Source organism: Streptomyces sp. ME19-01-6 (assembly GCF_033793745.1).
Classification (GTDB): Bacteria; Actinomycetota; Actinomycetes; order Streptomycetales; family Streptomycetaceae; genus Streptomyces.
On the sequence record NZ_JARAXF010000049.1, the window covers coordinates 34937 to 60517 of the forward strand.

At 71.0% G+C, this 25581-nt stretch carries 22 protein-coding genes; 14 read left to right on the plus strand and 8 right to left on the minus strand.

Annotation, left to right across the window (positions count from 1 at the left end; translation table 11 throughout):
* Nucleotides 1-52 precede the first annotated feature (52 nt).
* From PV419_RS49740 to PV419_RS49755, 4 genes are all read right to left on the minus strand, one after another.
* Nucleotides 53-994, minus strand: coding sequence for an amino acid ABC transporter permease (locus PV419_RS49740; protein WP_319700628.1), 942 nt, complete (start codon nucleotides 992-994; stop codon nucleotides 53-55).
* Nucleotides 991-1638, minus strand: coding sequence for an amino acid ABC transporter permease (locus tag PV419_RS49745; RefSeq protein ID WP_319700630.1), 648 nt, complete (start codon nucleotides 1636-1638; stop codon nucleotides 991-993). The genes PV419_RS49740 and PV419_RS49745 overlap by 4 nt, the downstream gene beginning before the upstream one ends.
* Nucleotides 1639-1710: 72 nt before the next feature.
* On the minus strand, nucleotides 1711-2616 hold the full coding sequence (locus PV419_RS49750) for a glutamate ABC transporter substrate-binding protein (protein ID WP_319700632.1): 906 nt from the start codon (nucleotides 2614-2616) through the stop codon (nucleotides 1711-1713).
* Between the two features lie 103 nt (nucleotides 2617-2719).
* Nucleotides 2720-3496 (minus strand): amino acid ABC transporter ATP-binding protein, encoded by a 777-nt coding sequence (locus PV419_RS49755; RefSeq protein WP_319700634.1) that lies wholly within the window; start codon nucleotides 3494-3496, stop codon nucleotides 2720-2722.
* A gap of 273 nt (nucleotides 3497-3769) precedes the next feature.
* Between PV419_RS49755 and PV419_RS49760 the strand changes: the two genes are divergently transcribed.
* Both PV419_RS49760 and PV419_RS49765 read left to right on the plus strand, forming a co-directional pair.
* The gene (locus PV419_RS49760) at nucleotides 3770-4480 is read left to right on the plus strand and encodes a response regulator transcription factor (protein ID WP_319700636.1); all 711 of its coding nucleotides are present in this window, start codon (nucleotides 3770-3772) and stop codon (nucleotides 4478-4480) included.
* Nucleotides 4481-4501: 21 nt separating this feature from the next.
* The gene (locus PV419_RS49765; RefSeq protein WP_319700638.1) at nucleotides 4502-5911 is read left to right on the plus strand and encodes a HAMP domain-containing sensor histidine kinase; all 1410 of its coding nucleotides are present in this window, start codon (nucleotides 4502-4504) and stop codon (nucleotides 5909-5911) included.
* 27 nt (nucleotides 5912-5938) lie between these two features.
* Here the strand turns inward: PV419_RS49765 and PV419_RS49770 are convergent, their stop codons facing one another.
* Nucleotides 5939-6937 carry a TAXI family TRAP transporter solute-binding subunit gene (locus tag PV419_RS49770; protein ID WP_319700640.1) on the minus strand — a complete coding sequence of 333 codons (999 nt, stop codon included), beginning with the start codon at nucleotides 6935-6937 and terminating at the stop codon, nucleotides 5939-5941.
* A 116-nt stretch (nucleotides 6938-7053) separates the two neighbouring features.
* Here PV419_RS49770 and miaB point away from each other — a divergent pair, with 116 nt between their 5' ends.
* The 3 genes from miaB (at nucleotide 7054) to PV419_RS49785 (ending at nucleotide 9707) form a co-directional block, all read left to right on the plus strand.
* The gene (gene miaB, locus PV419_RS49775; protein ID WP_319700641.1) at nucleotides 7054-8571 is read left to right on the plus strand and encodes a tRNA (N6-isopentenyl adenosine(37)-C2)-methylthiotransferase MiaB; all 1518 of its coding nucleotides are present in this window, start codon (nucleotides 7054-7056) and stop codon (nucleotides 8569-8571) included.
* A gap of 82 nt (nucleotides 8572-8653) precedes the next feature.
* On the plus strand, nucleotides 8654-8974 hold the full coding sequence (locus tag PV419_RS49780; protein ID WP_319700643.1) for a hypothetical protein: 321 nt from the start codon (nucleotides 8654-8656) through the stop codon (nucleotides 8972-8974).
* Nucleotides 8975-8984: 10 nt separating this feature from the next.
* The gene (locus PV419_RS49785; protein ID WP_319700645.1) at nucleotides 8985-9707 is read left to right on the plus strand and encodes a class III extradiol dioxygenase subunit B-like domain-containing protein; all 723 of its coding nucleotides are present in this window, start codon (nucleotides 8985-8987) and stop codon (nucleotides 9705-9707) included.
* 135 nt (nucleotides 9708-9842) lie between these two features.
* Here PV419_RS49785 and PV419_RS49790 read toward each other — a convergent pair whose 3' ends face one another.
* Both PV419_RS49790 and PV419_RS49795 read right to left on the minus strand, forming a co-directional pair.
* The gene (locus tag PV419_RS49790) at nucleotides 9843-10097 is read right to left on the minus strand and encodes an antitoxin (RefSeq protein WP_319700648.1); all 255 of its coding nucleotides are present in this window, start codon (nucleotides 10095-10097) and stop codon (nucleotides 9843-9845) included.
* Between the two features lie 24 nt (nucleotides 10098-10121).
* Nucleotides 10122-10448: a hypothetical protein gene (locus tag PV419_RS49795; RefSeq protein WP_319700650.1), complete on the minus strand. Its 327-nt coding sequence runs from the start codon at nucleotides 10446-10448 to the stop codon at nucleotides 10122-10124.
* 108 nt (nucleotides 10449-10556) lie between these two features.
* Between PV419_RS49795 and miaA the strand changes: the two genes are divergently transcribed.
* The 6 genes from miaA (at nucleotide 10557) to hflX (ending at nucleotide 18826) form a co-directional block, all read left to right on the plus strand.
* Nucleotides 10557-11495 carry a tRNA (adenosine(37)-N6)-dimethylallyltransferase MiaA gene (gene miaA / locus PV419_RS49800; RefSeq protein ID WP_319700653.1) on the plus strand — a complete coding sequence of 313 codons (939 nt, stop codon included), beginning with the start codon at nucleotides 10557-10559 and terminating at the stop codon, nucleotides 11493-11495.
* 107 nt (nucleotides 11496-11602) lie between these two features.
* Nucleotides 11603-12145: a hypothetical protein gene (locus PV419_RS49805; protein ID WP_319700655.1), complete on the plus strand. Its 543-nt coding sequence runs from the start codon at nucleotides 11603-11605 to the stop codon at nucleotides 12143-12145.
* A 61-nt stretch (nucleotides 12146-12206) separates the two neighbouring features.
* Nucleotides 12207-13121, plus strand: a complete 915-nt coding sequence (gene dapF, locus PV419_RS49810) for a diaminopimelate epimerase (protein WP_319700656.1) — start codon at nucleotides 12207-12209, stop codon at nucleotides 13119-13121.
* Between the two features lie 136 nt (nucleotides 13122-13257).
* Nucleotides 13258-15432 carry a RelA/SpoT family protein gene (locus PV419_RS49815; protein ID WP_319700658.1) on the plus strand — a complete coding sequence of 725 codons (2175 nt, stop codon included), beginning with the start codon at nucleotides 13258-13260 and terminating at the stop codon, nucleotides 15430-15432.
* 72 nt (nucleotides 15433-15504) lie between these two features.
* On the plus strand, nucleotides 15505-17103 hold the full coding sequence (locus tag PV419_RS49820) for a M1 family metallopeptidase (protein WP_319700660.1): 1599 nt from the start codon (nucleotides 15505-15507) through the stop codon (nucleotides 17101-17103).
* A gap of 214 nt (nucleotides 17104-17317) precedes the next feature.
* A complete protein-coding gene (gene hflX / locus PV419_RS49825) occupies nucleotides 17318-18826 on the plus strand; it encodes a GTPase HflX (protein ID WP_319700662.1) in 1509 nt (502 codons plus the stop codon).
* 113 nt (nucleotides 18827-18939) lie between these two features.
* Here the strand turns inward: hflX and PV419_RS49830 are convergent, their stop codons facing one another.
* Nucleotides 18940-20166, minus strand: coding sequence for a hypothetical protein (locus PV419_RS49830; RefSeq protein WP_319700664.1), 1227 nt, complete (start codon nucleotides 20164-20166; stop codon nucleotides 18940-18942).
* Nucleotides 20167-20417: 251 nt separating this feature from the next.
* Here PV419_RS49830 and PV419_RS49835 point away from each other — a divergent pair, with 251 nt between their 5' ends.
* The 3 genes from PV419_RS49835 (at nucleotide 20418) to PV419_RS49845 (ending at nucleotide 25338) form a co-directional block, all read left to right on the plus strand.
* Entirely contained in the window at nucleotides 20418-22433 is a 2016-nt protein-coding gene (locus tag PV419_RS49835; RefSeq protein WP_319700671.1) for an IucA/IucC family protein, read from the plus strand.
* Nucleotides 22434-22523: 90 nt separating this feature from the next.
* Nucleotides 22524-23219 carry a GNAT family N-acetyltransferase gene (locus PV419_RS49840; protein WP_319700666.1) on the plus strand — a complete coding sequence of 232 codons (696 nt, stop codon included), beginning with the start codon at nucleotides 22524-22526 and terminating at the stop codon, nucleotides 23217-23219.
* Between the two features lie 112 nt (nucleotides 23220-23331).
* Complete coding sequence (locus tag PV419_RS49845) at nucleotides 23332-25338, plus strand: ATP-dependent DNA helicase (protein ID WP_319700667.1); 2007 nt, start codon at nucleotides 23332-23334, stop codon at nucleotides 25336-25338.
* Nucleotides 25339-25581: the final 243 nt, after the last annotated feature.

The window sequence follows — 25581 nt, forward strand, 5'->3', positions numbered from 1 at the left end:
TGGCGCGTGCGCCACCGCCCCCGTCGGACCAGATACCAGACCGGGTATACGGTCAGTTCTTCGCCGCCGTGTCGACCGGTCCGGCGACCTGGGACTGATCGACGACGTCCAGCGCGTCTCCCGCCGCGACCGGCTGCTCGGCCGGGGCGACCGCGATGCCGCTCTTGGCGCGCCGGCCGCGCCGCTCGATCCAGTTGGCCAGGGCGGACAGCGCCATACACAGGGCCACGTAGATGGCACCGCCGACGATGATCAACGGGATGTACGGGTTGTCGTCGTTGACGACAGTGTTGCCGGCGATCTGCTGGATCTGGTACAGCAGCTCCGCGTACGTGATTGCGAAGCCGAGCGAGGTGTCCTTCAAGGTGACCACCAGCTGGCTGATGATGGTCGGCAGCATTGCGCGGACACCCTGCGGGATCAGGACCGTCATCATGACCTGGGTCTTGCGCATGCCCAGGGCGTAGGCGGCCTCACGCTGCCCCTTGGGCACCGAGTTGATGCCCGCCCGCAACACCTCGGCCTGCACCGAGCCGTTGTAGACGGTCAGGCCGACGACCAGGGCCCAGAACTCAGTCCCGTCGCCGGTGAATCCCAGATCGTTCCTGTAGGTGAGGAAGAGCACCCACAGGGCGTAGATGGTGATCAGCAGCGGGATGGCCCGGAACAGTTCGATGAAGCCGGTCGCGAACCAGCGGACCGCCTTGTGATCCGAGAGCCGGCCGACGGCCAGCACCACGCCCAGCAACAGCGACAGCACCGCGGCCACCGCGAACACCTGGAGGGTGGTCAGCAGGCCGTCGATGATGTCGTTCTGGACACCCTTGTAATTGAAGATGTCCCACATCTCGGGTGCGAACTGGCCCTTGTCGTTCAGTCGCACGATGACGAAGGCGATCAGGCCGATCACGGCGAGAGTGCCGATGACCGAGTACACGCGGTTGCGGATACGGGCCTTGGGGCCGGGTGAGTCGTACAGGACGCTTGCGCTCATCGGGCCACCTCCATGCGGCGTTCAATCAGTCGGAAGAGTCCGCTGATGGAGAAGGTGATGACCAAGTAGGCGAGGGCGATCCACAGGAAGATCCAGCCGATCGGATATCCCTTGTCACTCAGCAGCTTCGAGACGTTGAACAGCTCGGTGTTGCTGAAGACGCCCGCGATGGCGGAGTTCTTGGTCAGAGCGATGAATATGCTGCTCAGCGGCGGGATCACGGTCCGTGTGGCCTGCGGCAGGACGATCATCCGCAGCGTCTGGAAGAAGGTCATCCCCAGGCTCCGGGCCGCTTCGGCCTGTCCGATCGGCACCGTACCGATGCCGGAGCGCACAGCCTCGCAGACGAACGTCGAGGTGTAGCAGCCCAGCGCCCCCACCGCGAGCCTGTAGGGGCTCGTCCCGGGGAAGAGGATCTGGGGGATCACGAAGAACGTGATCAGGAACAGCAGGGTCAGCGGGGTGTTCCGCAGCAGGGTGACCCAGGCGGTGCCGAAGGCACGGAGCGGCGGAATGGGGGACACCCTGAAGCCGGCCATGATGATGCCGAGGATGAGGGCGAGCGCCGCGCTGGCCGCGGTGAGCGACAGGGTTCCGAGGAACCCGTCGCGGAACTCAGGAAAGTAATCGAAGAGTAGGTTCATCTGTTCTCCGCGCTAGCGGTCAGGGCAGCACGACGGATCGCACCGGCTTCAGGGCGTACGGGGAGAACCGGCTCAGTAGCGCGGCAGGGGCGTCTTCGGGGCGACGTAGGCGGAGCCGGACTTGCCGAGCGTGCCCTCGTACGCCTTCTCGTAGTCGCCGTTCTTGATGTGCTTCTCGAGCGCGTCGCTGATCGCGTCGCGCAGCGCCTTGTCGTCCTTGTTCATGCCGACGCCGTAGGGCTCCTCGGTGAACGGCTTGCCGACGACCTTGAGCTTGCTCGGGCGCTGGGCCGCGTAGCCCTTGAGGATCGCGTCATCGGTGGTGACGGCGTCCACCTGGCCGTCCAGCAGGCTCTTGACGCACAGCGAGTACTTGCCGAGCTCGGTGGTCTTGGCGCCGTACTTCGACTTCTTGATCTCCTGCAGCGGAGTGGAGCCGACGATCGAACAGACCTTCTTGCCCTTGACGGACTCCGGGCCGGTGATGTCCTTCTCGTCCTTGCGCACCAGCAGGTCCGCGCCGGCCACGTAGTACGGGCCCGCGAAGCCGACCTGCTTCTTGCGCTCGTCGTTGATGGTGTAGGTGCCGACGTAGTAGTCGACCTGGCCCTTGGAGATGGAGGTCTCGCGGACGTTGGAGTCGACCGTCTTGAACTCGATCTGGTCCTCGGAGAAGCCCAGGTCGGCGGCGACCATCTTGGCGATCTCGATGTCGAAGCCGGAGCGCTTGCCGGTGGTGTCCTCGAAGCCGAGGTAGGGCTGGTCGGCCTTGGCGCCGATGATGAGCTTGCCGCGCTTCTGGGCCGCCTTGAGGGTCGGCGAGTCCAGCTTCACGTCCTTGGCGACGGTGTACTTGCCGCTGACGACCTCGCCACCCTTGGGCTTGTCACCGGCGTTCCCCTCCTTGCCACCGCAGGCAGCGGTCGCCGCCAGAGCCAGAACCACCGAAGCCGCAGCGGCCGTCTTACGAATTCTCATCGTGCATCCCTCAAGTTTTGTTGTGCGTGTGTGAAGACTTGGGTGAGCCGTGCGGGGCTCAGTGGTGGAGCCAGGGGTGGGCTTGGGAACCCGGGTGTGGGCCTCAGTGGTGAAGGATCTTCGACAGGAAGTCCTTGGCCCGGTCGCTGCGGGGGTTGTTGAAGAACTCCTCCGGCTTGGCCTCTTCGACGATCCGGCCGTCGGCCATGAAGACCACCCGGTTCGCCGCGGACCGCGCGAAGCCCATCTCGTGGGTGACGACGACCATCGTCATGCCGTCCCGGGCGAGCTGCTGCATGACGTCCAGCACCTCGTTGATCATCTCCGGGTCGAGCGCGGAGGTCGGCTCGTCGAACAGGATCGCCTTCGGGTCCATGGCCAGCGCCCGGGCGATGGCCACGCGCTGTTGCTGACCGCCGGACATCTGCGCGGGGTACTTGTCCGCCTGCTTGCCCACGCCCACTCGGTCGAGCAGCGTGCGGGCCTTCTCCTCGGCGGACTTCTTGTCTGTCTTGCGCACCTTCAGCTGGCCCAGCATCACGTTTTCGAGCACGGTCTTGTGCGCGAAAAGGTTGAACGACTGGAAGACCATGCCTACGTCGGCGCGCAGCCGGGCGAGCTCCTTGCCCTCTTGAGGCAGTGGCTTGCCGTCGATCGTGATGGTGCCGGAGTCGATCGTCTCCAGGCGGTTGATGGTGCGGCAGAGGGTCGACTTGCCGGACCCGGAAGGGCCGATCACAACGACCACTTCGCCCCGTGCGATGTTCAGGTTGATGTCCTGGAGCACATGCAGCGCGCCGAAGTGCTTGTTGACTCCTGACAGCGCAACCAACGCGTCCGCAACCGGAGTTGCGTCCTTGGTCACCGGTACTTCGCTCATTCGGCGTTTCGCTCCGTCCTCCTCGGTTGGGAGGACCTTAGGGGGCCGCCGAGACCAGCGTCATTACATCTGAGCGGAAATTGAGGATAACGATCCGGCGGCGGAGCGACACTCTGTGTGAACGAGGTCCGAGACTGTCGTACCGGCTACGTAACGGAAACCTAAGTGTGACTAGATGCGTCTTGACTGGCACGGGCCCACTGGGCGTGGATGCCCTGTGGCCATGTTGGCGAAACACATGCGCCACTCTGTGGAAAGGTGGTGGAGGGGTCGGTGAGACTGCTGCTCGTCGAGGACGACAACCACGTCGCCGCGGCTCTGTCCGCGGTGCTCGCGAGGCACGGTTTCGAAGTCACGCACGCCAGAAACGGTGAGGAGGCGCTCAGAGCGCTGCTGCCCGACTCGGGGCCGCCGTTCGGTGTCGTGCTCCTCGACCTCGGCCTGCCGGACCAGGACGGCTTCCAGGTGTGCGGCCGCATCCGCAAGCGGACCACCACTCCTGTGATCATGGTGACCGCGCGGGCGGATGTAAGATCCCGCATCCATGGTCTCCACCTCGGTGCCGACGACTATGTGGTCAAACCCTACGACACCATGGAGCTGCTCGCCCGGATCCACGCTGTGAGTCGGCGCACGCTGCCGGCCGACCCCGCCCCTACCGCCGAGGAGGGTCCTGAAAGCCGCAATGCCCCGCTGCGGATCGGCCCCGTCACCCTCGATCTGGCCACCCGGCAGGTCGCGGTGGACGACGTGACCATCTCGCTCACCCGTAAGGAGTTCGACCTGCTCGCGCTGCTCGCCCAGCGCCCCGGCGTCGTCTTCCGCCGCGAGCAGATCATCAGTGAGGTGTGGCGCACCAGTTGGGAGGGGACCGGGCGTACCCTTGAGGTGCACATCGCCTCGCTCCGCTCCAAGCTGCGCATGCCCGCGCTGATCGAGACGGTCCGCGGCGTCGGGTACCGCCTGGTGTCACCGGCCAACTGAGGAACCGCGAGACTTCTCCCCGTGCGTACCCGACTTCTCCCGCTCCTCATCGTCCTCATGGCCGGCGTGCTGCTGGCGCTCGGCTTCCCGCTGGCCGGCAGCGTGGCCGCCCGCGAACAGCAGCGCGTGGTCGTCGACCGGATCGACGACACCGCGCGGTTCGCCGCGCTCGCCCAGTTCGTCACGGCCGGTCCGACGGCCGCCGCCACCACCGCGGAGGACGACGAACGGCTGAGCACCCTGAGGGCCGAACTCCGGCGCTACCACGACCTGTACGGCATCCGGGCCGGCGTCTACTACCGGAACGGCAGGCCCATGGCCCAGGCGCCGGACGACTGGCGGCTCCCCGGAGACGGCGACGGCGCCGAGGCGTTCGACGAGGCCCTCCAGGGCCGCCGCAGCCACGACCCGGACCAGGTCTGGCCCTGGCAGCGGGGCAGGCTCACCGTCGCCTCCCCCGTGGTGCGCGACGGCGACGTGGTGGCCGTCGTGGTCACCGACTCGCCCACCGGGCAGATGCGGTCGCGCACCCTGCACGGCTGGCTGCTGATCGGCGCGGGGGAGGCGGCCGCGATGCTCCTGGCGGTCGGGGCGGCCTTCCGGCTCACCGGCTGGGTGCTGCGCCCCGTACGCATCCTCGACACGGCCACCCACGACATCGCCACCGGGCGCATGCAGTCCCGCGTCGCGGCCGCCTCCGGGCCACCGGAGCTGCGCCGCCTGGCCCGCTCCTTCAACGAGATGGCCGACAACGTCGAGGAAGTCCTCGAACAGCAGCGGGCCTTCGTCGCCGACGCCTCCCACCAACTGCGCAACCCGCTCTCCGCGCTGCTGCTGCGCATCGAGCTGCTGGCCCTCGACCTGCCCGAGGGCCACGAAGAGATCGCCTCGGTGCGCACCGAGGGCAAGCGCCTCGCCCAGGTCCTGGACGACCTTCTGGACCTGGCCCTGGCCGAGCACTCCACCACCGACCTGGGGCCCACCGACATCGCCGAGCTCGCCGCCGACCGGGTCGACGCCTGGCTCCCGGTCGCCGACCGCGAGGGCGTCCGCCTCTCCTACGAGGGCTTGGCGGCCGTGGCCGGCTGGGCCGACCCGGTGGCGCTGTCCAGCGCGCTGGACGCGGTCGTGGACAACGCCGTGAAGTTCACGCCGGCGGGCGCGGAGGTGGTGGTCTCCGCCCAGCCGGACGGGGACACGGTCGCCATCGTCGTCGCCGACGGGGGCCCCGGCCTCACCGAGGACGAGCTCGCGCGCATAGGCGACCGTTTCTGGCGCAGCGGCCGCCACCAAAACATCAACGGCTCCGGCCTGGGGCTGTCGATCTCCCGGGCGCTGCTCGCCGCGGGCGGCGCCTCCATCGCGTACGCCCCCAACGAGCCGTGCGGGCTGCGGGTGACCATCACCGTGCCGCGCACCGGGCCGCAGTAAGGGGGCGCGGGGTGCGGGTGGCGGGCCCTACGGCTTGACCGAGCGGTAGTAGCGCGCCGCGCCCGTGTGGAGTTCCAGCGGGTCGGTGTAGATCGCGGTGCGCAGGTCCACCTTCTGCGCCGCGTGCACCTTGGAGCCGATGCGGTCCCGGTTCTCTATCACGGTCCGGGTGACGGCCTCCGCGAGCGCGGGGTCCACCCGGTCCGTGGTGACCAGGAGGTTCGGCACCGCGATCGTCTTGATGGCGTCCTGCTGGCGCATGTCCTTGTACGCGTCGGCGGGCACGGACGCGGCCCGGTAGTAGCGGGTCACGCCGCCCTGGCGGTGCAGCGGGCCGATGAGGTCGCCGAGCTGGACGAGCCGGATCGGATAGTCGTGGGCCAGGGTGCGCACGGCGGTCGTCGGCAGCCCGCCGGACCAGAAGAACGCGTCCAGCTTTCCGGCCTTCAGCAGGCCCGGCATCCGGTCGATGCCCTTCCGCACGGCCTTGACGTCCTTGTCCATGTCGAGTCCGGCGGCCTTGAGCAGCGCCTTGGTGATCAGCTGTACGCCCGAGTCGTCCTCGCCGACGCCGACCCGTAGCCCCTTGAGGTCCCGGGCGGACCGCACTCGGGAGCCCTTGGGCACCACCAGCTGCATGTAGTCGTCGTACAGCCGCGCGCAGGCGCGCAGCCGGTCGGCGCCCTCGCCGCCCTGCTCGCGGTAGGCGGCGACCGCGTCGGTGGCGGCGATGGCGAACGTGGCCCGGCCCTCGGCGAGCCGCCGGACGTTGTCCGGGGACCCCTTGGTGCGCTGCAGGGTCACGTCCAGGTCGGGGAGGTCCCGGGCGAGGTCGCGGCGCAGCATCTTGCCGTAGGTTTCGTACACGCCGGTGGGCACACCGGTCGCGAAGGTCACTCGGCCCTGGGGCGACTCGTCGCCCCCGATAGGCAGCAGCCACCACAGGAGCAGTGCGAGCGCGACGGCTCCGGCGGCGGCGGACTGCAGCGCGCGGCGCCGGCCGAGGCGGGGAAGACGGACGGCCATGAGACAGGATCATGACAGTCCTCCCGGTCCCATGGGGAGTCGGGGCCGTCGGGGCCGCACGGACGGCCTTCCCGATTCGGGACGGTGGCCTGATCGCGGCCCCTTACCCTGGATGGGTGAGCAGCAGTGAGGTAGCCGGTTTGAAGACCTACGAAGTGCGCACCTACGGGTGCCAGATGAACGTCCACGACTCCGAGCGGCTCTCCGGCCTCCTGGAGGAGGCCGGCTACGTCCGCGCGCCCGGGAGCGCGGGCGAGGGCGACGAGGCTTTCGCTGACGTCGTGGTGTTCAACACCTGCGCGGTGCGGGAGAACGCCGACAACAGGCTGTACGGCAATCTCGGCCGGCTGGCGCCGATCAAGGCCAGGCGCCCCGGCATGCAGATCGCCGTCGGCGGGTGTCTGGCCCAGAAGGACCGCGACACCATCGTCAAGAAGGCCCCCTGGGTCGACGTGGTCTTCGGCACCCACAACATCGGCAGCCTGCCGGTGCTGCTCGAGCGCGCCCGGATCCAGGAAGAGGCCCAGGTCGAGATCGCCGAATCCCTGGAGGCCTTCCCCTCCACCCTTCCGACGCGGCGCGATTCGGCGTACGCCGCGTGGGTGTCCATCTCCGTCGGCTGCAACAACACCTGCACCTTCTGCATCGTCCCGGCGCTGCGCGGCAAGGAGAAGGACCGCCGTCCGGGCGACATCCTGGCCGAGGTGGAGGCCCTGGTCGCCGAGGGCGTCAGCGAGATCACCCTGCTCGGCCAGAACGTGAACGCGTACGGATCCGACATCGGCGACCGCGAGGCGTTCAGCAAGCTGCTGCGCGCCTGCGGGAAGGTGCCCGGCCTGGAGCGCGTCCGCTTCACCTCGCCGCACCCCCGCGACTTCACGGACGACGTCATCGCCGCCATGGCCGAGACGGAGAACGTGATGCCCCAGCTGCACATGCCGCTCCAGTCCGGCTCCGACGCCGTGCTGAAGGCGATGCGCCGCTCCTACCGGCAGGAGCGCTACCTCGGGATCATCGAGAAGGTGCGCGCCGCCATGCCGGACGCCGCGATCTCGACCGACATCATCGTCGGCTTCCCCGGTGAGACCGACGCCGACTTCGAGCAGACCCTGCATGTGGTGCGCGAGGCTCGCTTCGCCCAGGCATTCACCTTCCAGTACTCCAAGCGGCCCGGCACGCCCGCCGCCGAGATGGACGGGCAGGTGCCCAAGGCCGTCGTGCAGGAGCGCTACGAGCGGCTGGTCGCCCTTCAGGAGGAGATCTCCTGGGAGGAGAACAAGAAGCAGATCGGCCGGACCGTGGAGGTGCTGGTCGCCGAGGGCGAGGGCCGCAAGGACGGCGCCACCCAGCGGCTGTCCGGCCGCGCCCCCGACAGCCGCCTCGTCCACTTCGCGCGGCCCGAAGAGAGCGTCCGTCCGGGTGATGTCGTCACCGTGGACATCACCTACGCCGCACCGCACCACCTGCTTGCCGAGGGCCCGGCCAGGGGCGTACGGCACACCCGCGCGGGCGACGCGTGGGAGCGGCGCAACGCGGCCGAGGAGAAGAAGCCCGCGGGCGTGATGCTCGGCCTGCCGACCGTCGGCGCCCCGCCGCCGGTGCCCGCGCCCGCCGCGGGCTGCGGCTGCGACTGAGCGAACGTACGACTGGGCGACTGCACGACTGCACGACAGCGATGGGGATCCGAACGGGGGAGATGGCGTGACGGGGGACGGCATGACGGGGGATGACGTGACGACGTGGTGGGGCCTGCTCATGGAGGACTACCTCCAGATCGTGGGCCCGGGCGCCAGGAACCACTCGGTCACCTCGCTGGCGCACATCAGAGGGACCCGGGAGGAGGCCCTGCAGGCGCTGCGCGAGCGCACGCTGCGCTACGAGCCGAGGCATCCGGTCAACCCGTACCGGAAGCTGGTGTACCGGGACGGCGATGTCTTCCTGATGGTCCTGGAGGCCGCGACGGGCAACTACTGCTACCGGTTCCGGGTGGCCGAGTTGCTGTGGGACTCGGCGCCCCGGCCCGAGCCCGCCGGATAGGCTGGCGATCATGCTCATCGCCGCCGCTGTCTGCCCCTGCCCGCCGCTCCTGGTGCCCGAGGTCGCCGCCGGGGCGGCCGGTGAGCTGGACACGCTGCGCGCGGCGTGCCTGGACGCGGTCGGTGTGCTGGCCGCGGCGCGGCCCGAGCGGCTGATCGTCGTCGGGCCCGCGGAGCGCGACGGGCGGGGCCCGCACCCCCAGGGCACGCCCGGGTCCTTCGAGGGCTTCGGGGTGGACCTGGGCGTACGGCTCGGGGGCTGGGCCGAGGTCGCGCCCGAGGCGTCCGAGCGGACGCTGCCGCCTTCGCTGGCCGTGGCCGCGTGGCTGCTGGAGCGCGCGAGGTGGCAGGCGGCGCCGGTCGAAGGGCTGGGGGTGGGGGAACCTCTGGCGGCCGAGCGGTGTAGAGAAGTCGGAAGGGAACTGGCGGCACAGGCCGAGCGGGTCGCGCTGCTGGTGATGGGCGACGGCAGCGCGTGCCGGTCACTGAAGGCTCCGGGCTATCTCGACGAGCGGGCGGCCGCCTTCGACGCGGAGGTGGCGCGGGCGCTGGGCGCGGCGGACGTCGGCGCGCTCGCCGCGCTGGACGAGGAGTTGGCGGCCGAGCTGAAGGCGGCGGGCCGGGCGCCGTTGCAGGTGCTCGCGGGCGCGGGCGAGGGGGCCGCGCTGAAGGGGGAGTTGCGGTATGAGGAAGCGCCGTACGGCGTGGGGTATTTCGTCGCGATGTGGTCGTAGCGCGTCGCGATCCGGTCGTAACGGCCGCGGGGGCGGGCGCCTGTCCGGGCCTGGCCGGCGCGGTGGGCGGCGGGCCGGGAGTGAACGCGGGCGCGGCCGCGGAGCGGCTGCTCCGCGGCCGTGCACCGGTGGGGCTCAGGCGCTGGGGCGACCGTGGCCCTTGGCCTTGCCCTCGCCCTCCTGCGGGTGGGAGAAGCGGCCGAGGGCGCCCTTGGCCTTGTCCGCACCGGTTTCGAGCTTGTCGCGGTACTTGCCCTTGGTCTTGGTGTCGACCGTCTTGACGGCCTTGTCCAGGCCTCGCTCGATCTTCTCTTCATGCTGCCGTGTGAAGCCGACGGCCTTGTCCTTCATGACTCCGGCCTTGGCCTTGAGGTTGTCCAGCACGCTCATGGGCCACCTTCCCTCGGTCAATGACTATCGGCGGGCGCTTTCGTCGGTCTCGTTGTCCGCGCCGCCGGAAAGCTCCCGCCCGGCCTCCGGCGCCGTCTCCTGTTCAGGATCGCGCACGGCCTCCCGCGCGGTATCGGCCTCCTGCTTGGACTGCTGCTTCGGAATGCCGATGCCTTCGCCCGCCGAGGCATCCGCCTCGCCGTGTCCCCGCGTCTTCTCGTCAGCCTGGCCGACCGCCGCTCCGGCCGGCAGAGTGTCGGCCTGGGCCTGCTCGGTTGACGCCTCGGGCGGTCGGCTCGCCTCCTTGGAAGCTCGACGAAACCAATCAAAAACACCCATATGCTTCTCCATACCCTACTCGTGCGGGCGATATCGCGTGCCGCTCAGGCAGCGACCCCGGAAGTGCTCCGTCACGTCGCTCGTTCGAGTAGGCCGTCCAGGGTTTGCGAGACTGGTCCGGTGAATACCGCAGGCCCTCCACCCCGCGTCATCGCCGTCGTCGGTCCCACCGCGGCCGGAAAGTCCGACCTGGGCGTCGCTCTCGCCCGCCACCTCGGCGGCGAGGTGGTCAACGCCGACTCCATGCAGCTCTACCGGGGCATGGACATCGGCACCGCCAAGCTGACCGAGGAGGAGCGGCAAGGGGTGCCGCACCGGCTGCTGGACATCTGGGACGTCACCGAGACGGCCAGCGTCGCCGAGTACCAGCGGCTGGCCCGCGCCGAGATCGACCGGCTGCTCGCGGAGGGCCGCACCCCCGTCCTGGTCGGCGGCTCGGGGCTGTACATCCGCGGGGCGATCGACGCCCTCGAGTTCCCCGGCACGGACCCGGCCGTCCGGGCCCGGCTGGAGGCCGAGCTGGCGGAGCTGGGCTCGGGGGCGCTGCACGCCCGGCTGGCCGCCGCCGACCCGGAGGCGGCCCGCGCGATCCTGCCCAGCAACGGCCGGCGGGTGGTCCGGGCGCTCGAGGTCATCGAGATCACCGGCCGCCCCTTCACCGCCAATCTGCCGGGCCATGAGGCCGTCTACGACACCCTGCAGATCGGCGTCGACGTCGAGCGCCCCGAGCTGGACGAGCGGATCGCCCGGCGCGTGGACCGCATGTGGCAGGCCGGCCTCGTGGACGAGGTACGGCGGCTGGAGGGCGCCGGGCTGCGCGCCGGGCGCACCGCCTCCCGCGCGCTGGGCTATCAGCAAGTGCTCTCGGCGCTGGCCGGGGAGTACGGAGAGGACCAGGCGCGCGCCGAGACCGTGCGGGCCACCAAACGGTTCGCGCGTCGCCAGGACTCCTGGTTCCGCCGCGACCCGCGCGTCCACTGGCTCAGCGGCGCGGCAACCCGTCGCGGAGCGCTTCTGCCGGACGCGCTGGCGTTGGTCGATCGGGCGGTCACAGCCTGATCACGTGATGGCATCGGGACGCTCCGTGTGCCATACCGGCCCCCACGAGCATGCCATCATCGAGCTCCGATCGTGCTGTTGTTCAGGAGTTGGGAGGGCGGGTGGCGATGGAGGCCGGCCCTCGCGACGCATCGCGGCAGTCGCCCCACGGCGATCCGGGACCGCTCGCCTCCGACGGTCCGGACCTCGCCTCCGACGGTCTCGCCTCCGACGGTCCGGACCTCGCCTCCGACGGTCCGGACGACGACGCGGTGCCCGGTGAGCCCGGCGCCCCGGCCATCGACGACGGCACTGAGGGCCTCCCCGCCGCCGGTGAGTCCTTCAGCGAGCTGCGCCCGCCCCGCCGACTGCGGATCTGGCAGATCGCGCCGATCGTGGGCCTCGCCATCCTGGGCTCCCTGATGTTCGCCTTCCCGCTCGCCTTCGAGTTCGGCGACGGCGGGGCGGTGGTCGCCATGCTCGGCCTGCTGCTCAGCTGCTGCGCCGCAGGGTGGGGTCTGATGGCCGCCCGCCGTGTGGGCTACACCTGGCCCGGGCTGCCGCCCCGGGGCTCCGGGCGCCGCCCCGACTGGCGGTTCGTCGTGCTGTATGTGCTGGTCGTGGCGGTGCTGGCCACCCTCACCTTCTGGCGCGTGGCCCGCCTCCGCTGAGCCCTGCCGGCAGCGGAGCCCTGTCCGGGCGGTTGTCCTGGGCGCCCCGTAGGATCGAGGGATGAGTGACGCGCCTCGCCCGGCCTTTCTCAAGGGCCACGGCACCGAGAACGACTTTGTCATCGTCCCCGACCCGGACGGACGGCTCGAGCTGCCCCCGGCCGCCGTCGCCCGTATCTGCGACCGTCGGGCCGGCATCGGTGGTGACGGGCTGATCCGTGTCGTACGGTCCTCGGCGCACCCCGAGGCGCGGGACATGGCCGACGAGGCCGAATGGTTCATGGACTACCGCAACAGCGACGGCAGCATCGCCGAGATGTGCGGCAACGGCGTCCGTGTCTTCGCCCGCTATCTGGAGCGGGCCGGGCTCGTCGAGGCAGGTGATCTGGTGATCGCCACCCGGGCCGGAGTGCGCCACATCCACATCGCCAAGGACGACCTCGGCGGCGCGGACAGCACCGGCGGGGCGATCACCGTCGGGATGGGCAAGGCCTCGCTGCCCGAGCCCGGCCCCGACGGCCCGGTCACGGTCACCGTGGGCGAGCACAACTGGCCCGCCCGCCATGTGGACATGGGCAATCCTCACGCGGTCGCGTTCATCGACGACCTCGGCCAGGCGGGGCGCCTGCTCGACCCTCCCGCCGTGACCCCCGGCTCCGCGTATCCGCACGGCACCAACGTCGAGTTCGTGGTCGACCGCGGCCCGCGCCATGTGGCGATGCGGGTGCATGAGCGCGGTTCGGGCGAGACCCGCTCCTGCGGCACCGGCGCCTGCGCCGTGATGGTGGCCGCCGCCCGGCGGGACGGCGCCGACCCCGCTGCCGACGGCCACCCCGTGACCTACACCGTGGACGTCCCCGGCGGACGCCTGGTGATCAGCGAGTTTCCGGACGGGACGGTGGAGATGACCGGCCCGGCAGTGATCGTCGCCGAGGGTGAGCTCGACCCCGCCTGGCTGGACACGGTCCTCGCCTGACAGTTCACCCCAATGGGTGATCCATTTCACTCTGGGCGAGAGCCGGTCGGCCGTGCGTGATGGGCTCGGTAGCATCAAGCACCGGCCCAGGGGGAGTGCCCACGCCGGTTGACGCTCGACGCCGCCGGAGGTGCCCATGAGCGCAGAGGCCACCGACCACGCCGCTCTAGGCCGCAGGCGCGGCCTCCCGCGCATCGACCTGCGCAATCTCCGCAGGTTCAGCCGGGCCGCCTTGTTGGGCTCGCCTGCCCGCGGCCGCCTGCCGGACGCGATCGAGCATGTGGCCAAGGTGCATCGGGCCCACCATCCCGGGGCCGATCTCGACGTGCTGCGCCAGGCGTATGTGCTCGCGGAGTCCTCGCACCGCGGCCAGATGCGCAAGAGCGGCGAGCCGTACATCACCCATCCGCTAGCCGTCACCCTCATCCTTGCCGAACTGGGCGCCGAGACCACGACCTTGACGGCGTCGCTCCTCCACGACACGGTCGAGGACACCGACGTGACGCTGGATCAGGTCGGCGAGCAGTTCGGCGAGGAGGTCCGCTATCTCGTCGACGGTGTCACCAAGTTGGAGAAGGTCGACTACGGTGCGGCGGCCGAGCCCGAGACCTTCCGCAAGATGCTGGTCGCCACCGGCAACGACGTGCGCGTGATGTCCATCAAGCTCGCCGACCGCCTGCACAACATGCGCACCCTGGGCGTGATGCGCCCCGAGAAACAGGCCCGCATCGCGAAGGTCACCCGCGATGTGCTGATTCCGCTCGCCGAGCGGCTGGGTGTGCAGGCCCTCAAGACCGAGCTGGAGGACCTGGTCTTCGCCATCCTCCACCCCGCGGAGTACGCCCGCACCCGCGAGCTCCTGCTGGACCACGCGGGCCGCCCGGACCCGCTCGCCCGCGCCGCCGAGAACGTACGCACCGTGCTGCACGAGGCGGGCATCGCCGCCGAAGTTCTCGTCCGGCCCCGGCACTTCGTGTCCGTCCACCGGGTCGGCCTCAAGCGCGGCGAGCTGACCGGCTCCGACCTCGGCCGACTGCTCGTCCTGGTCTCGGAGGACGCCGACTGTTACGCGGTCCTCGGCGAGCTCCACACCTGTTTCACCCCGGTCATCTCGGAGTTCAAGGACTTCATCGCGGTCCCCAAGTTCAACCTGTACCAGTCGCTGCACACGGCCGTGGCCGGGCGCGACGGCGAGGTCGCCGAAGTCCTCATCCGCACCCACCAGATGCACCGGGTCGCCGAGGCCGGAGTGATCGCCCTCGGCAATCCGTACGCGCCTCTGGAGGCCGCCGACGCCCCTGACGGCGAGCGTGCCGACCCCACCCGCCCCGGCTGGCTGTCGCGGCTGCTGGCCTGGCAGAGCGCCGCCCCCGACCCCGATACCTTCTGGTCCTCGCTGCGCGCCGAGCTCGCCCAGGACCGGGAGATCACCGTCTTCCGGTCCGACGGCGGCACGCTGGGCCTGCCCGCGGGCGCGAGCTGTGTGGACGCCGCGTACGCCCAGTACGGCGAGGCCGCCCACGACTGCATCGGGGCCAGGGTCAACGGCCGTATCGCGACGCTGAGCACCGTGCTGCGCGACGGCGACATGCTCCAGTTGCTCATGGCGCGCGACACCCGGGACGCCGCCTCCTCAGGGCCCTCGCCCGAGTGGCTCGACCACGCCCGTACGCCCGCCGCGCGCATTGCCATCAGCCGCTGGCTGGCCGCCAATCCGGAGCGGCAGCAGCCCCCGTCGGCCACCGGCCCGGACCCCGCCCCGGCCGAGGACCCGGCCGGGGCCGCTGGGACTGCTGGGGCCGGTGCGCCCGGTGGGGCCGCGGTCCGGACGGCGGTCGCCCCGAGCGTCGCCGCGGACCTGCCCGGAGCTGCCGTGCGGCTGGCGGGCTGCTGCACCCCCGTGCCCCCGGACGCCGTCATCGGCTTCGCGGTGCGCGGCGGGGCCGTCACCGTCCACCGCGAGCAGTGCCCCGCGGTGTCCCGCATGACGGCGGCCGGGCGCAGCACGGTCGGGGTGCGCTGGCTGGACGGGGAGGGGGGCGACGGGGGCGACTACCGCGTGACCCTCCTGGCCGAGGCGTTCAGCAGACCTCACTTGCTGGCCGACCTCACCGAGGCCATCGCCGCCGAAGGGGTGGCCGTGGTCTCGGCCGCCGTCGAGCCGCCCCGCGAGCAGCGCGTCCGTCATACGTACACGCTCCAGCTGCCCGACCCCGGTCGGCTGCCGACGCTGATGCGGGCCATGCGCGATGTGCCCGGCGTCTACGACGTGACGCGGGCGGGCCGCAGCATGGCGGCGACGCGGTCCTGAACCCGGACCCGTTCGAGTGGACTTGGGCCGCGCCGTCGGCCGCTTTTGTCCGGGCGTTGATAGCCGTAGGTCATGCTGTCTTCCCCGAGGGGCCGCCCCTCGTCAGCCCGGCGCGCGGGGCGTCGCAGGACCGCCGCCGCGGCCGCCGCGATGACCGCCGCCCTCGTCGTGGTCTGCCCGTCCTCCGCCGCCGGGCGGGTGTCCACGGCGGAGCCGCCCCCGGCCCCCCGGGGCATCGGCGACCGGCTCTTCCCGTATCTCGGCAACCCCGGCTACGACGTCGCGGCCTATGACATCGCCTTCCGCTACCACGGCAACGACCGGCCGCTGGACGCCGTCACCACCCTCAGCGCCCGCGCCACCGCCCCGCTGCGCACCTTCAACCTCGACTTCACACACGGCGCCGTGCGCTCCGTGCGGGTCGACGGCAGGCCCGCCCGGTTCGCCGGCGCGGAGGAGGACCTCGTCATCACCCCGGCCCGGCCCGTGCGGAGCGGCGCCTTCTTCCGGGTCACCATCGCGCACACCAGCGACCCGAGCGGCGGGAACGGCGGCTGGATCCGCACCCACGACGGGCTCGCGATGGCCAACCAGGCCGACGCCGCCCACCGCGTCTTCCCGTGCAACGACCACCCCTCCGACAAGGCGCGCTTCACCTTCCGCGTCACCGCCCCCGAGCACCTCACGGTCGTCACGAACGGGAAGTCGCTGGGGCGTAGCCGCAAGGGGGACAGCGTCACCTGGCGATACCGACTCGCCCACCCCATGGCCACCGAGCTGGCGCAGATCTCCATCGGCCGTTCGGCCGTCCCGCACCGCACCGGCCCCGAAGGGCTGCCGGTGCGCGACGTCGTGCCCGCGGCGGACCGCGCGCTCCTGGCCAAGTGGCTGGCGCGCACGCCGGGACAGCTGGAGTGGATGGAGAAGAAGGTCGGTCCCTACCCCTTCGAGACGTACGGCGTGCTGATCGCCAAGGCCACGACCGGCTTCGAGCTGGAGACCCAGACGCTCTCCCTCTTCGAGAGCGGCCTGTTCACCACCTCCGGACTGCCCTCGTGGTACATCGAGTCGATCATGGTGCATGAGATGGCGCACCAGTGGTTCGGCGACAGCGTCAGCCCGCGCCGGTGGTCCGACCTGTGGCTCAACGAGGGCCATGCCACCTGGTACGAGGCGCTCTACGGGGACGAGCGCGGGAAGATGCCGCTCGACAAGCGGATGCGCCTCGCCTACGGGCAGTCCGACGCCTGGCGCGCCTCCGGGGGCCCGCCCGCCGCCCCCCTGCAGTCCGACCCCGACCACCAGATCGGCATCTTCCGTCCGGTCGTCTACGACGGCAGCGCCCTGGTCCTGTACGCGCTGCGGCAGCGGATCGGGCGGCCGGCGTTCGAACGGCTGGAGCGGCGGTGGGTGCACCGGTACCGCGACGGCGTGGCCTCTACCTCGGACTTCGTCCGGCTGGCGTCGGAGGTGGCGGGCAGCGATCTGACCGGTTTCCTGAGGCCCTGGCTGTACGGGAGGACGACGCCGAAGATGCCGGGGCACCCCGACTGGAAGCCCGCAACCAGGTCCTCCGGGAGGGCCATGGCGAAGGCCGAGGGGAAGGCGGACCGACGGGCGTACGGAAAGGTTCCCGGGCGGGCGCTCGGAAGGGCCGGCGGGGGCGGCTGAGGGGATGCCCCAGACGCGGCTGAGGGGTGGGGTCCGGGGCGGCTCAGGGGATGGTCTCGGGGCCGAGCCGCAGGAACCCGCCGGGAAACCCGGGTGACGGCCCGGCCGCCGCGTGCGACCATCGACAGGTCGGCGCCGCGGTCGGCGGCCGGGAATCCTCCGGGTCCGCCACGCGTTGTCGACTGTGACAGTACTCAACGACGTAAGGATCGATTTGACCCACTCCTCTTCCCTTCCGCAGGACCGGCAGCGCCTCGCCTTCGCCGAGAGCCTTCGGGCCGACGCCCTGATGGAAGAGGACGTCGCCTGGAGTCACGAGGTCGACCAGGAGCGTGACGGCGATCAGTACGACCGCTCCGAGCGGGCCGCGCTCCGGCGTGTCGTGGGCCTGTCCACCGAGCTGGAGGACGTCACCGAGGTCGAGTACCGGCAGCTGCGTCTGGAGCGCGTGGTGCTGGTCGGCGTCTGGACCTCCGGCACCGTGCAGGACGCGGAGAACTCCCTGGCGGAGCTGGCCGCGCTCGCGGAGACCGCGGGCGCCCTTGTGCTCGACGGGGTCACCCAGCGGCGCGACAAGCCGGATGCGGCCACGTACATCGGCTCCGGCAAGGCCCAGGAGCTGCGCGACATAGTGATCGAGTCCGGTGCCGACACCGTCGTGTGCGACGGTGAGCTGAGCCCTGGCCAGCTGATCCACCTGGAGGATGTCGTCAAGGTCAAGGTGGTGGACCGCACCGCCCTGATCCTCGACATCTTCGCCCAGCACGCCAAGTCCCGCGAGGGCAAGGCGCAGGTCTCCCTGGCCCAGATGCAGTACATGCTGCCGAGGCTGCGCGGCTGGGGTCAGTCGCTGTCCCGGCAGATGGGTGGCGGTGGCTCCGGAGCGGCGGGCGGTGGTATGGCCACCCGTGGTCCCGGTGAGACCAAGATCGAGACGGACCGGCGCCGTATCCGCGAGAAGATGGCGAAGATGCGCCGGGAGATCGCGGAGATGAAGACCGGCCGCGACATCAAGCGGCAGGAGCGCAAGCGCCACAAGGTGCCTTCGGTCGCCATCGCCGGATACACCAACGCGGGAAAGTCCTCGCTGCTCAACCGGCTGACCGGCGCGGGCGTGCTGGTGGAGAACGCGCTGTTCGCCACCCTTGACCCGACCGTGCGCCGGGCCGAGACGCCCAGCGGGCGGCTGTACACCCTCGCGGACACCGTCGGCTTTGTGCGGCATCTGCCGCACCACTTGGTCGAGGCGTTCCGCTCCACCATGGAGGAGGTCGGCGACGCCGATCTGATCGTCCATGTGGTGGATGGCTCGCATCCGATGCCGGAGGAGCAGCTGGCCGCCGTGCGTGAGGTGATCCGCGACGTGGGCGCGGTGGCCGTGCCGGAGATCGTGGTGATCAACAAGGCGGATATGGCGGACCCACTGGTGCTGCAGCGGCTGCTGCGTGTCGAGAAGCGCGCCATCGCGGTGTCGGCCCGTACGGGGCAGGGCATCGACGAGCTGCTCGGGCTGATCGACAGCGAGCTGCCGCGGCCTCAGGTCGAGATCGAGGCGCTGGTGCCGTACACCCAGGGCAAGCTGGTCGCGCGCACGCATGCCGACGGCGAGGTGATCTCCGAGGAGCACACCCCGGAGGGCACGCTGCTCAAGGCGCGGGTGCACGAGGAGCTGGCCGCCGAGCTGCGGCGATACGTGCCCGCGGCCACCCGCGCGCAGGGCTAGCCCTCGCCCCTTCCACGGCGAAGGCCCGCCCCCGGGATACCGGGGGCGGGCCTTCGCCGTCTGGCCTGTGTCTGTATCTCTGTATCTGTGACCTCCGGCTGGGCCGGCTGGTCCTACCGGTTGGCGAACTTCTTGCTGACCGCGTTGTAGACGGCCTTCGCCTCAGGGCCGAGGTGCGGACCCGCCAGCCAGGTGGCGTTGGACGGGCCGATCGAGGTGTTCGACACCAGCGCCGGCTTGCCGTCCGAGCCGGCCGCGACCCAGCCACCGCCGGACGAACCCGCGGTCATCGTGCAGCCGATGCGGTACATCGTCGGCTGCTTGGCGTCGAGCGAGAGCCTGCCCGGCTTGTCCGCGCACTGGTTCATCTTCTGGCCGTCGAACGGCGGCGCGGCCGGGTAGCCCGTGGCCGTGATCTTGCTGATGGACTTCACCGTCGGGGCGTTGAAGTCGACTGGCAGTGCGCCGCCGACCGTCTCCTCGAGTGACTTGCCGCCGCTGGTCTCGGGCTTCACATGCAGCACCGCGAAGTCGTACGGGGCGCCCTTGCCACCGACGGCCGCGCCGTTGTCGATCCACTGCGAGGAGGTCTGCGCCCAGTCGGCCCACCAGACGCCCTTCGGCGCCAACTGCTCCTTGGTGGCGTTCTTCAGCTCGTCGACCGACTTGCCGGCGTCGTTGTACGAGGGGACGAACATCAGGTTCTTGTACCAGCCGCCGCCCTTGCCCGCGTGGACGCAGTGGCCCGCCGTCCACACCAGATTGGACTTGCCCGGGTGCGCCGGGTCCTGCACGACGGTGGCGGAGCAGACCATCGAGCCCTCGGGACCGTCGAAGAAGACCTTGCCCGCCTCGGGGACGCTGGCGCTGTAAGGGCTCGCGACCTCCTTGGCCGTGACCGGCTGGGGGTCGGGGTCGGTGACGCCCTGGTCGCCCGAGATGTCGTTGTCGTCGACCGGGGTGTCAGGCTCCTGGGCCTCCTTCATCCGGTCCGGCTTCCACAGGTCCTTGATGATGGGGTTGATGAAGTCGCCGGCCTCACGCAGCCAGTCGTCCTTGTCCCACTTGTTCCAAGCGCCGCTCTTCCACTTGTCCAGGTCGACCCCGAGCTCCTTCAACTTGTCGTTGAGGTTGTCGGGAAGGGTGATGTCCCCTGCGCTCTGCGACGCCGAGGCACTCGGCTCGGACCCCGCGTTGTCGTCCGAGGGGCCGCATGCGGTGGCGGTCAGCGCCAGTACCGAGGCGATGGCCGCGGCGGCCAGCACGGGGGAGTTGCTGCGGGCGCGCAGCGCCCTCCACCTGGACGCTGGGCGCGAGGCTGGCTGGCGATTGGATGGCATGGGCGGAACTCCCCCTGATGTTCTGGGCTGCTCTGAGTGCTGCTGTGAAATTGTCATGCACTGCCCCGATGAGGGGACGGCCCCCACTATGCCGGTGCCGCCTACGACGGCCGCAGCCGGGTCCTTGGTTCCCGGCCGCACGGATCTTCCGGTTGCCCGTGATCCCGCGCCTCGCACGTCGTTGGTACGTGCGGGGGACAGCCGAAAGGCGCTCAGCAGCAGGAGGACCGACAGCCGTGCCCGCACCCGATATGCCGCACTCCCCCGGGGGACACCACCTCCACCTCCCGTCGGCACCGCAGACCGCTGCCGTGACGACTCGGACCGACACCCAGGAGCGGCCCAGCCCCCCGGCCGACGCGACCGACGGCGACCGCGACGCGGTGGTCCATGGTGAGGCGGTCCATGGCGAGGGGGGCGCCGAGGCGGCGGCCGTCCCACGGCAGGGCCGCCGCGCCGACGGCGCACACGACGCCGCCCCGGACGATGCCCTGGACCACCCCGACCCCTGGGTCGCGGCGGACGCCTGCGCCGCCGAGAACCTGCTGCGCTGCTGGGTGCGCGAGAGCGGCGCCGCGCCCCCCGTCGCCGGCACCTTGCGCATCCCGCTGCCCGCCGCCGGCACCGCCCTGCTCGTGCCCGTGCGCCACTGGTCCACCACCGGATGGCACCGCTTCGGCCCGCCCGCGCTCGACGGTGGCGCCCAGGACGCGCCCGCCCTCGACGCGGTCACCCTTGCGGCCCTCCTCAGCCGAGAGGCGGCACATGGTGCCGAGCGGCCCAGCTCCCGGGCACGGGTCACCGAACTCGTCGGCCGGGTCGCGGATTCCGTGCGACACACCGCCCAATTCCTGTCCCGCCGACGGGCCACGCCCGCCGACCCCGCTACGGACACCCCCTTTCTGAGCGCCGAACAGTCCCTCCTCCTGGGGCACCCCTTCCATCCCGCCCCCAAGAGCCGCGAGGGGCTCTCCGAGGCCGAATCGCCGGTCTTCTCACCGGAGTCGCGTGGCTCCTTCCCCCTGCACTGGATCGCCGTCGACCGGTCCGTCCTGGCCCGCGACTCGGCCTGGACCGAACGCGGCCGGACCGTGCCCGCCGAGCGGCTCGCCCTCTCGCTCGCGGGCCCGGACCCCGAACGGCCGCCCGGCACCGTGCCGTTGCCGCTGCACCCCTGGCAGGTCCGGGAGATCCGCTATCGCCCGGACGTCACCGCGCTCTTCGATGCGGGGCTGCTGCACGACCTGGGACCGGCCGGCGAGCACTGGCATCCCACCTCCTCCATCCGCACCGTCTACCGGACCGGCGCACCCGCGATGCTCAAGCTGTCGCTCGCCCTGCGGATCACCAACTCCCGCCGTGAGAACCTCCGCAAGGAGCTGTGGCGTGGCGTCGAGATGCACCGGCTGCTGCGCAGCGGCCTCTCCGGGCAGTGGCGGGCGGCCTGCCCGGGGCGTCCCGGCTTCGACATCGTCCGTGACCCCGCCTGGCTCGCGGTCGACAAGCCCGACGGCACCCCGCTGAGCGGACTCGACGTCGTCATCCGGCACAACCCGTTCGGCCCTGGCGACGAGGCCGTATGTCTGGCCGGCCTCACCTCGCTCCGCCCCTGGCCTGACCGGAGGACGATGTGCTCCCGCCTCGCCCGGATCGTCACCCGGATCGCCGCCCGCAGCGGCCACCGCCCGGCAACCGTCAGCATCGAATGGTTCCTGCGCTATCTGCACACCGTCGTACGGCCCGTGCTCTGGCTGGACGGCGAGGCCGGCATCGCCCTGGAGGCACACCAGCAGAACACCCTGGTACTACTCGATCCCGACGGCTGGCCGGTCGGCGGCCGCTACCGCGACAACCAGGGGTACTACTTCCGTGAGTCCCGGCGCGCCGACCTCCAGCGGCGACTGCCCGAAATCGGCGCCCACAGCGGCACCTTCGTCTCCGACGAGGTCGCCGACGAACGGTTCGCCTACTACCTCGGTGTCAACAACGTCCTCGGTCTGATCGGCGCGTTGGGCTCCCAGCGGCTCACCGACGAGCGCCTTCTGCTGGCCGCGTTCCGCCGCTTCCTCGCCGAGGCCGCGTCCGGCCCCGCGAAGATCCGCTCGACACTGCCCGCCAGGCTCCTGGAGACGCCCACCCTGCGCTGCAAGGCCAACCTGCTCACCCGGCTGCGCGGCCTGGACGAGCTCGTGGGACCGGTGGACACCCAGTCCGTCTATGTCACCATCGCCAACCCCCTTTTCCGCTCGGTGCCGTCCATGGCGTGACGTCCTCGACATGACATCCACGGCGTGACGCCCGGGCCGACGATCAGGCGCCCCCACGCCGCCCCGGTAACGACGAGAGGAGACGTCGCCATGCCGCCCACCGACTCCGGCATCAGCTCCAGCACGGAGGACACCCTCGACATGCGGCCCTCCGAGGAACACGCCGCACGCCTCGTCGAGGGGCACCTCGCCGGGCCGGAGGCCCCCGACCGGCCGGACCTGCTCGACCAGGTCGCCCAGTGGGGGCCCGCCGGCACGGCAGTGGGGGCCTTCCAACTCGTCCCGGTCCACCTCGAGCGCGATGTCGAGCTCATCGCCCGATGGATGAACGATCCGGCCGTCTCCGCCTTCTGGGAACTGTCCGGCCCGCATGAGACCACCGCGCGACACCTGCGCGCCCAGCTCGATGGCGACGGCCGCAGCGTGCCCTGCCTGGGGGTCCTGGACGGGGTGCCGATGAGCTACTGGGAGGTGTACCGCGCCGACCTGGCCTCCCTCGCCCGGTACTACCCGGCCCGGCCGCAGGACACGGGTCTCCACCTGCTCATCGGCCGTGTACGCGATCGGGGCCGCGGCATCGGCACGGCTCTGCTGCGCGCCGTCGCCGATCTCGTCCTCGACCGGCGACCCTCCTGCGGTCGTGTGGTCGCCGAACCCGATCTGCGGAACACCCCCTGCGTCGCAGCCTTCCTCGGCGCCGGCTTCCGTCTCTCCGCTGAGGTGGAACTGCCCGACAAACACGCGGCCCTCATGCTGCGGGATCGCACCCTGCGCCACCTCCTGTGATCCACCGGCGCCACTTCGCGCCTCTGACTTCAATACACCGCCCGCCCCGTTCAGGTTCCGCGCCAGGAGTCCCGCCCGTGATGTCAGTGCCGCCGCGTAGGCTGACCGTCCTATGACTGCATCGTCCCCGCCGCCACTCGCCGACCTGCTGCATGCCGCCGTCACCGCCGTGGGCGGCAGCGAGCGCCCTGGCCAGATCGCCATGGCCGAAGCCGTAGCCGAGGCGATCGACGACAATGCCCATCTGCTCGTCCAGGCCGGCACCGGCACCGGAAAGTCCCTCGGCTATCTCGTGCCCGCCCTCGCGCACGGCGAGCGTGTCGTGGTCGCGACGGCCACCCTCGCCCTGCAGCGTCAGCTCGTCGAGCGCGACCTGCCGCGCACCGTCGACGCCCTGCATCCGCTGCTGCGCCGCCGCCCCGATTTCGCCATGCTCAAGGGCCGCTCCAACTACCTGTGCCTGCACCGCCTCCACGAGGGCGTGCCGCAGGAAGACGCCGAGGCGGGGGAGGCCGGGCTGTTCGACCCGTTCGAGGCAGCCGAGCCCACCAGCAAGCTGGGCAAGGACCTGCTGCGGATGCGCGATTGGGCCGACGAGACCGAGACGGGCGACCGCGACGACCTGACCCCCGGCGTCTCCGACCGGGCCTGGTCCCAGGTCTCCGTCTCCTCCCGGGAATGCCTCGGCGCGTCCAAGTGCGCCTACGGTGCGGAATGCTTCGCTGAGGCCGCCCGCGAGCGGGCCAAGCTGGCCGAGGTCGTGGTCACCAACCACGCCTTGCTGGCCATCGACGCCATCGAAGGCGCGCCCGTCCTGCCGAGCCATGAGGTGCTGATCGTCGACGAGGCCCATGAGCTCGTCTCCCGGGTCACCGGAGTCGCCAGCGGCGAGCTCACCCCGGGCCAGGTCAACCGCGCGGTGCGCCGCGCCGCCAAGCTCGTCAACGAGAAGGCGACAGACGCCCTGCAGACCGCCGCCGAGACCTTCGAGCGGCTCATGGAGCTGGCGCTGCCCGGCCGTCTCGAGGAGATCCCCGAAGACCTCGGCTATGCCCTGATGGCGCTCCGCGACGCGGCTCGTACGGTCATCTCGGCGCTCGGTGCCACGCGTGACGCGTCGGTCCAGGACGAGGACGCCGTGCGCAAGCAGGCCCTGGCCTCCGTGGAGAACATCCACCAGGTGGCCGAGCGCATCGTGGAAGGGTCCGAGTACGACGTCGTCTGGTACGAGCGGCACGACCGCTTCGGTGCCTCGCTGCGCGTCGCCCCGCTCTCGGTGTCCGGCCTGCTGCGCGAGAAGCTCTTCGAGGACCGGTCCGTGGTCCTCACCTCCGCCACCCTCAAGCTCGGCGGGGATTTCAACGGTGTGGCCGCCTCGCTCGGCCTCTTTCCCGAGGGCGTCAGGGACGCCGATGGCGAGGAGGGCGCCGTGCCCCCGTGGAAGGGGCTCGACGTCGGTTCGCCCTTCGACTACTCCAAGCAGGGAATCCTTTACGTCGCCAAGCATCTCGCCCAGCCCGGCCGCGAGGGCAGCCGCTCGGACATGCTCGACGAGCTCGCCGAGCTGGTGGAGGCCGCGGGTGGCCGGACTCTCGGCCTCTTCTCCTCGATGCGCGCCGCCCAGGCGGCCGCGGAGGAGCTGCGTGGCCGCCTGGACACGCCCATCCTGCTCCAGGGGGAAGAGACGCTCGGAGAGCTGATCCGCACCTTCGCCGGCGACGCCCGTACGTGCCTGTTCGGCACGCTCTCCCTCTGGCAGGGCGTCGATGTGCCGGGTCCGAGCTGTCAGCTGGTGGTGATGGACCGGGTGCCGTTCCCGCGCCCTGACGATCCGCTGATGAGCGCTCGCCAGAAGGCCGTGGAGGAGGCCGGCGGCAATGGCTTCATGGCGGTCGCGGCGACGCACGCCGCCCTGCTGATGGCGCAAGGGGCGGGCCGGCTTGTGCGCGCCTCCGGGGACCGCGGGGTTGTCGCCGTGCTCGACCCGCGGGTCGAGCGGGCCCGCTACGGCTCCTTCCTGCGCAAGTCCATGCCGGACTTCTGGTACACGACCGACCGCAATCAGGTGCGCCGCTCGCTGGCCGCCATTGACGCCGCTGCCAAGGCGGCCGACGCCTAGTAGACTGTCGCTGCTTAGCTGTGGGTTGTTTTGGGTGGGAGGCTGGTGTTTGGAAGATTCCCCTTCGGTTCTGCCGGACAGGGCTGGTGCGATGGGTTCGCAGAAGAAGAGGCCGGTGGTGCTGACCGCGGCTGATCGTGAAGCGTTGGTTCGGGTGACCACGACGGGGGTCCATCCGGCCTCGGTGATCAGGCGGGCGCGGGTGCTGCTCGCGCTGGATACCTCTGCGGGCGAGATCGGTTC

What these genes read in the sequence shown, in the direction of transcription:
- PV419_RS49740 (WP_319700628.1), bottom strand. Translation starts at nt 994, where the DNA reads ATGAGCGCAAGCGTCCTGTACGACTCACCCGGCCCCAAGGCCCGTATC.
- PV419_RS49745 (WP_319700630.1), bottom strand. Translation starts at nt 1,638, where the DNA reads ATGAACCTACTCTTCGATTACTTTCCTGAGTTCCGCGACGGGTTCCTC.
- PV419_RS49750 (WP_319700632.1), bottom strand. Translation starts at nt 2,616, where the DNA reads ATGAGAATTCGTAAGACGGCCGCTGCGGCTTCGGTGGTTCTGGCTCTG.
- PV419_RS49755 (WP_319700634.1), bottom strand. Translation starts at nt 3,496, where the DNA reads ATGAGCGAAGTACCGGTGACCAAGGACGCAACTCCGGTTGCGGACGCG.
- PV419_RS49770 (WP_319700640.1), bottom strand. Translation starts at nt 6,937, where the DNA reads ATGGCCGTCCGTCTTCCCCGCCTCGGCCGGCGCCGCGCGCTGCAGTCC.
- PV419_RS49780 (WP_319700643.1), top strand. Translation starts at nt 8,654, where the DNA reads ATGACGGGGGATGACGTGACGACGTGGTGGGGCCTGCTCATGGAGGAC.
- PV419_RS49785 (WP_319700645.1), top strand. Translation starts at nt 8,985, where the DNA reads ATGCTCATCGCCGCCGCTGTCTGCCCCTGCCCGCCGCTCCTGGTGCCC.
- PV419_RS49790 (WP_319700648.1), bottom strand. Translation starts at nt 10,097, where the DNA reads ATGAGCGTGCTGGACAACCTCAAGGCCAAGGCCGGAGTCATGAAGGAC.
- PV419_RS49795 (WP_319700650.1), bottom strand. Translation starts at nt 10,448, where the DNA reads ATGGAGAAGCATATGGGTGTTTTTGATTGGTTTCGTCGAGCTTCCAAG.
- PV419_RS49805 (WP_319700655.1), top strand. Translation starts at nt 11,603, where the DNA reads ATGGAGGCCGGCCCTCGCGACGCATCGCGGCAGTCGCCCCACGGCGAT.
- dapF (WP_319700656.1), top strand. Translation starts at nt 12,207, where the DNA reads ATGAGTGACGCGCCTCGCCCGGCCTTTCTCAAGGGCCACGGCACCGAG.
- PV419_RS49815 (WP_319700658.1), top strand. Translation starts at nt 13,258, where the DNA reads ATGAGCGCAGAGGCCACCGACCACGCCGCTCTAGGCCGCAGGCGCGGC.
- PV419_RS49820 (WP_319700660.1), top strand. Translation starts at nt 15,505, where the DNA reads ATGCTGTCTTCCCCGAGGGGCCGCCCCTCGTCAGCCCGGCGCGCGGGG.
- PV419_RS49830 (WP_319700664.1), bottom strand. Translation starts at nt 20,166, where the DNA reads ATGCCATCCAATCGCCAGCCAGCCTCGCGCCCAGCGTCCAGGTGGAGG.
- PV419_RS49835 (WP_319700671.1), top strand. Translation starts at nt 20,418, where the DNA reads ATGCCGCACTCCCCCGGGGGACACCACCTCCACCTCCCGTCGGCACCG.
- PV419_RS49840 (WP_319700666.1), top strand. Translation starts at nt 22,524, where the DNA reads ATGCCGCCCACCGACTCCGGCATCAGCTCCAGCACGGAGGACACCCTC.
- PV419_RS49845 (WP_319700667.1), top strand. Translation starts at nt 23,332, where the DNA reads ATGACTGCATCGTCCCCGCCGCCACTCGCCGACCTGCTGCATGCCGCC.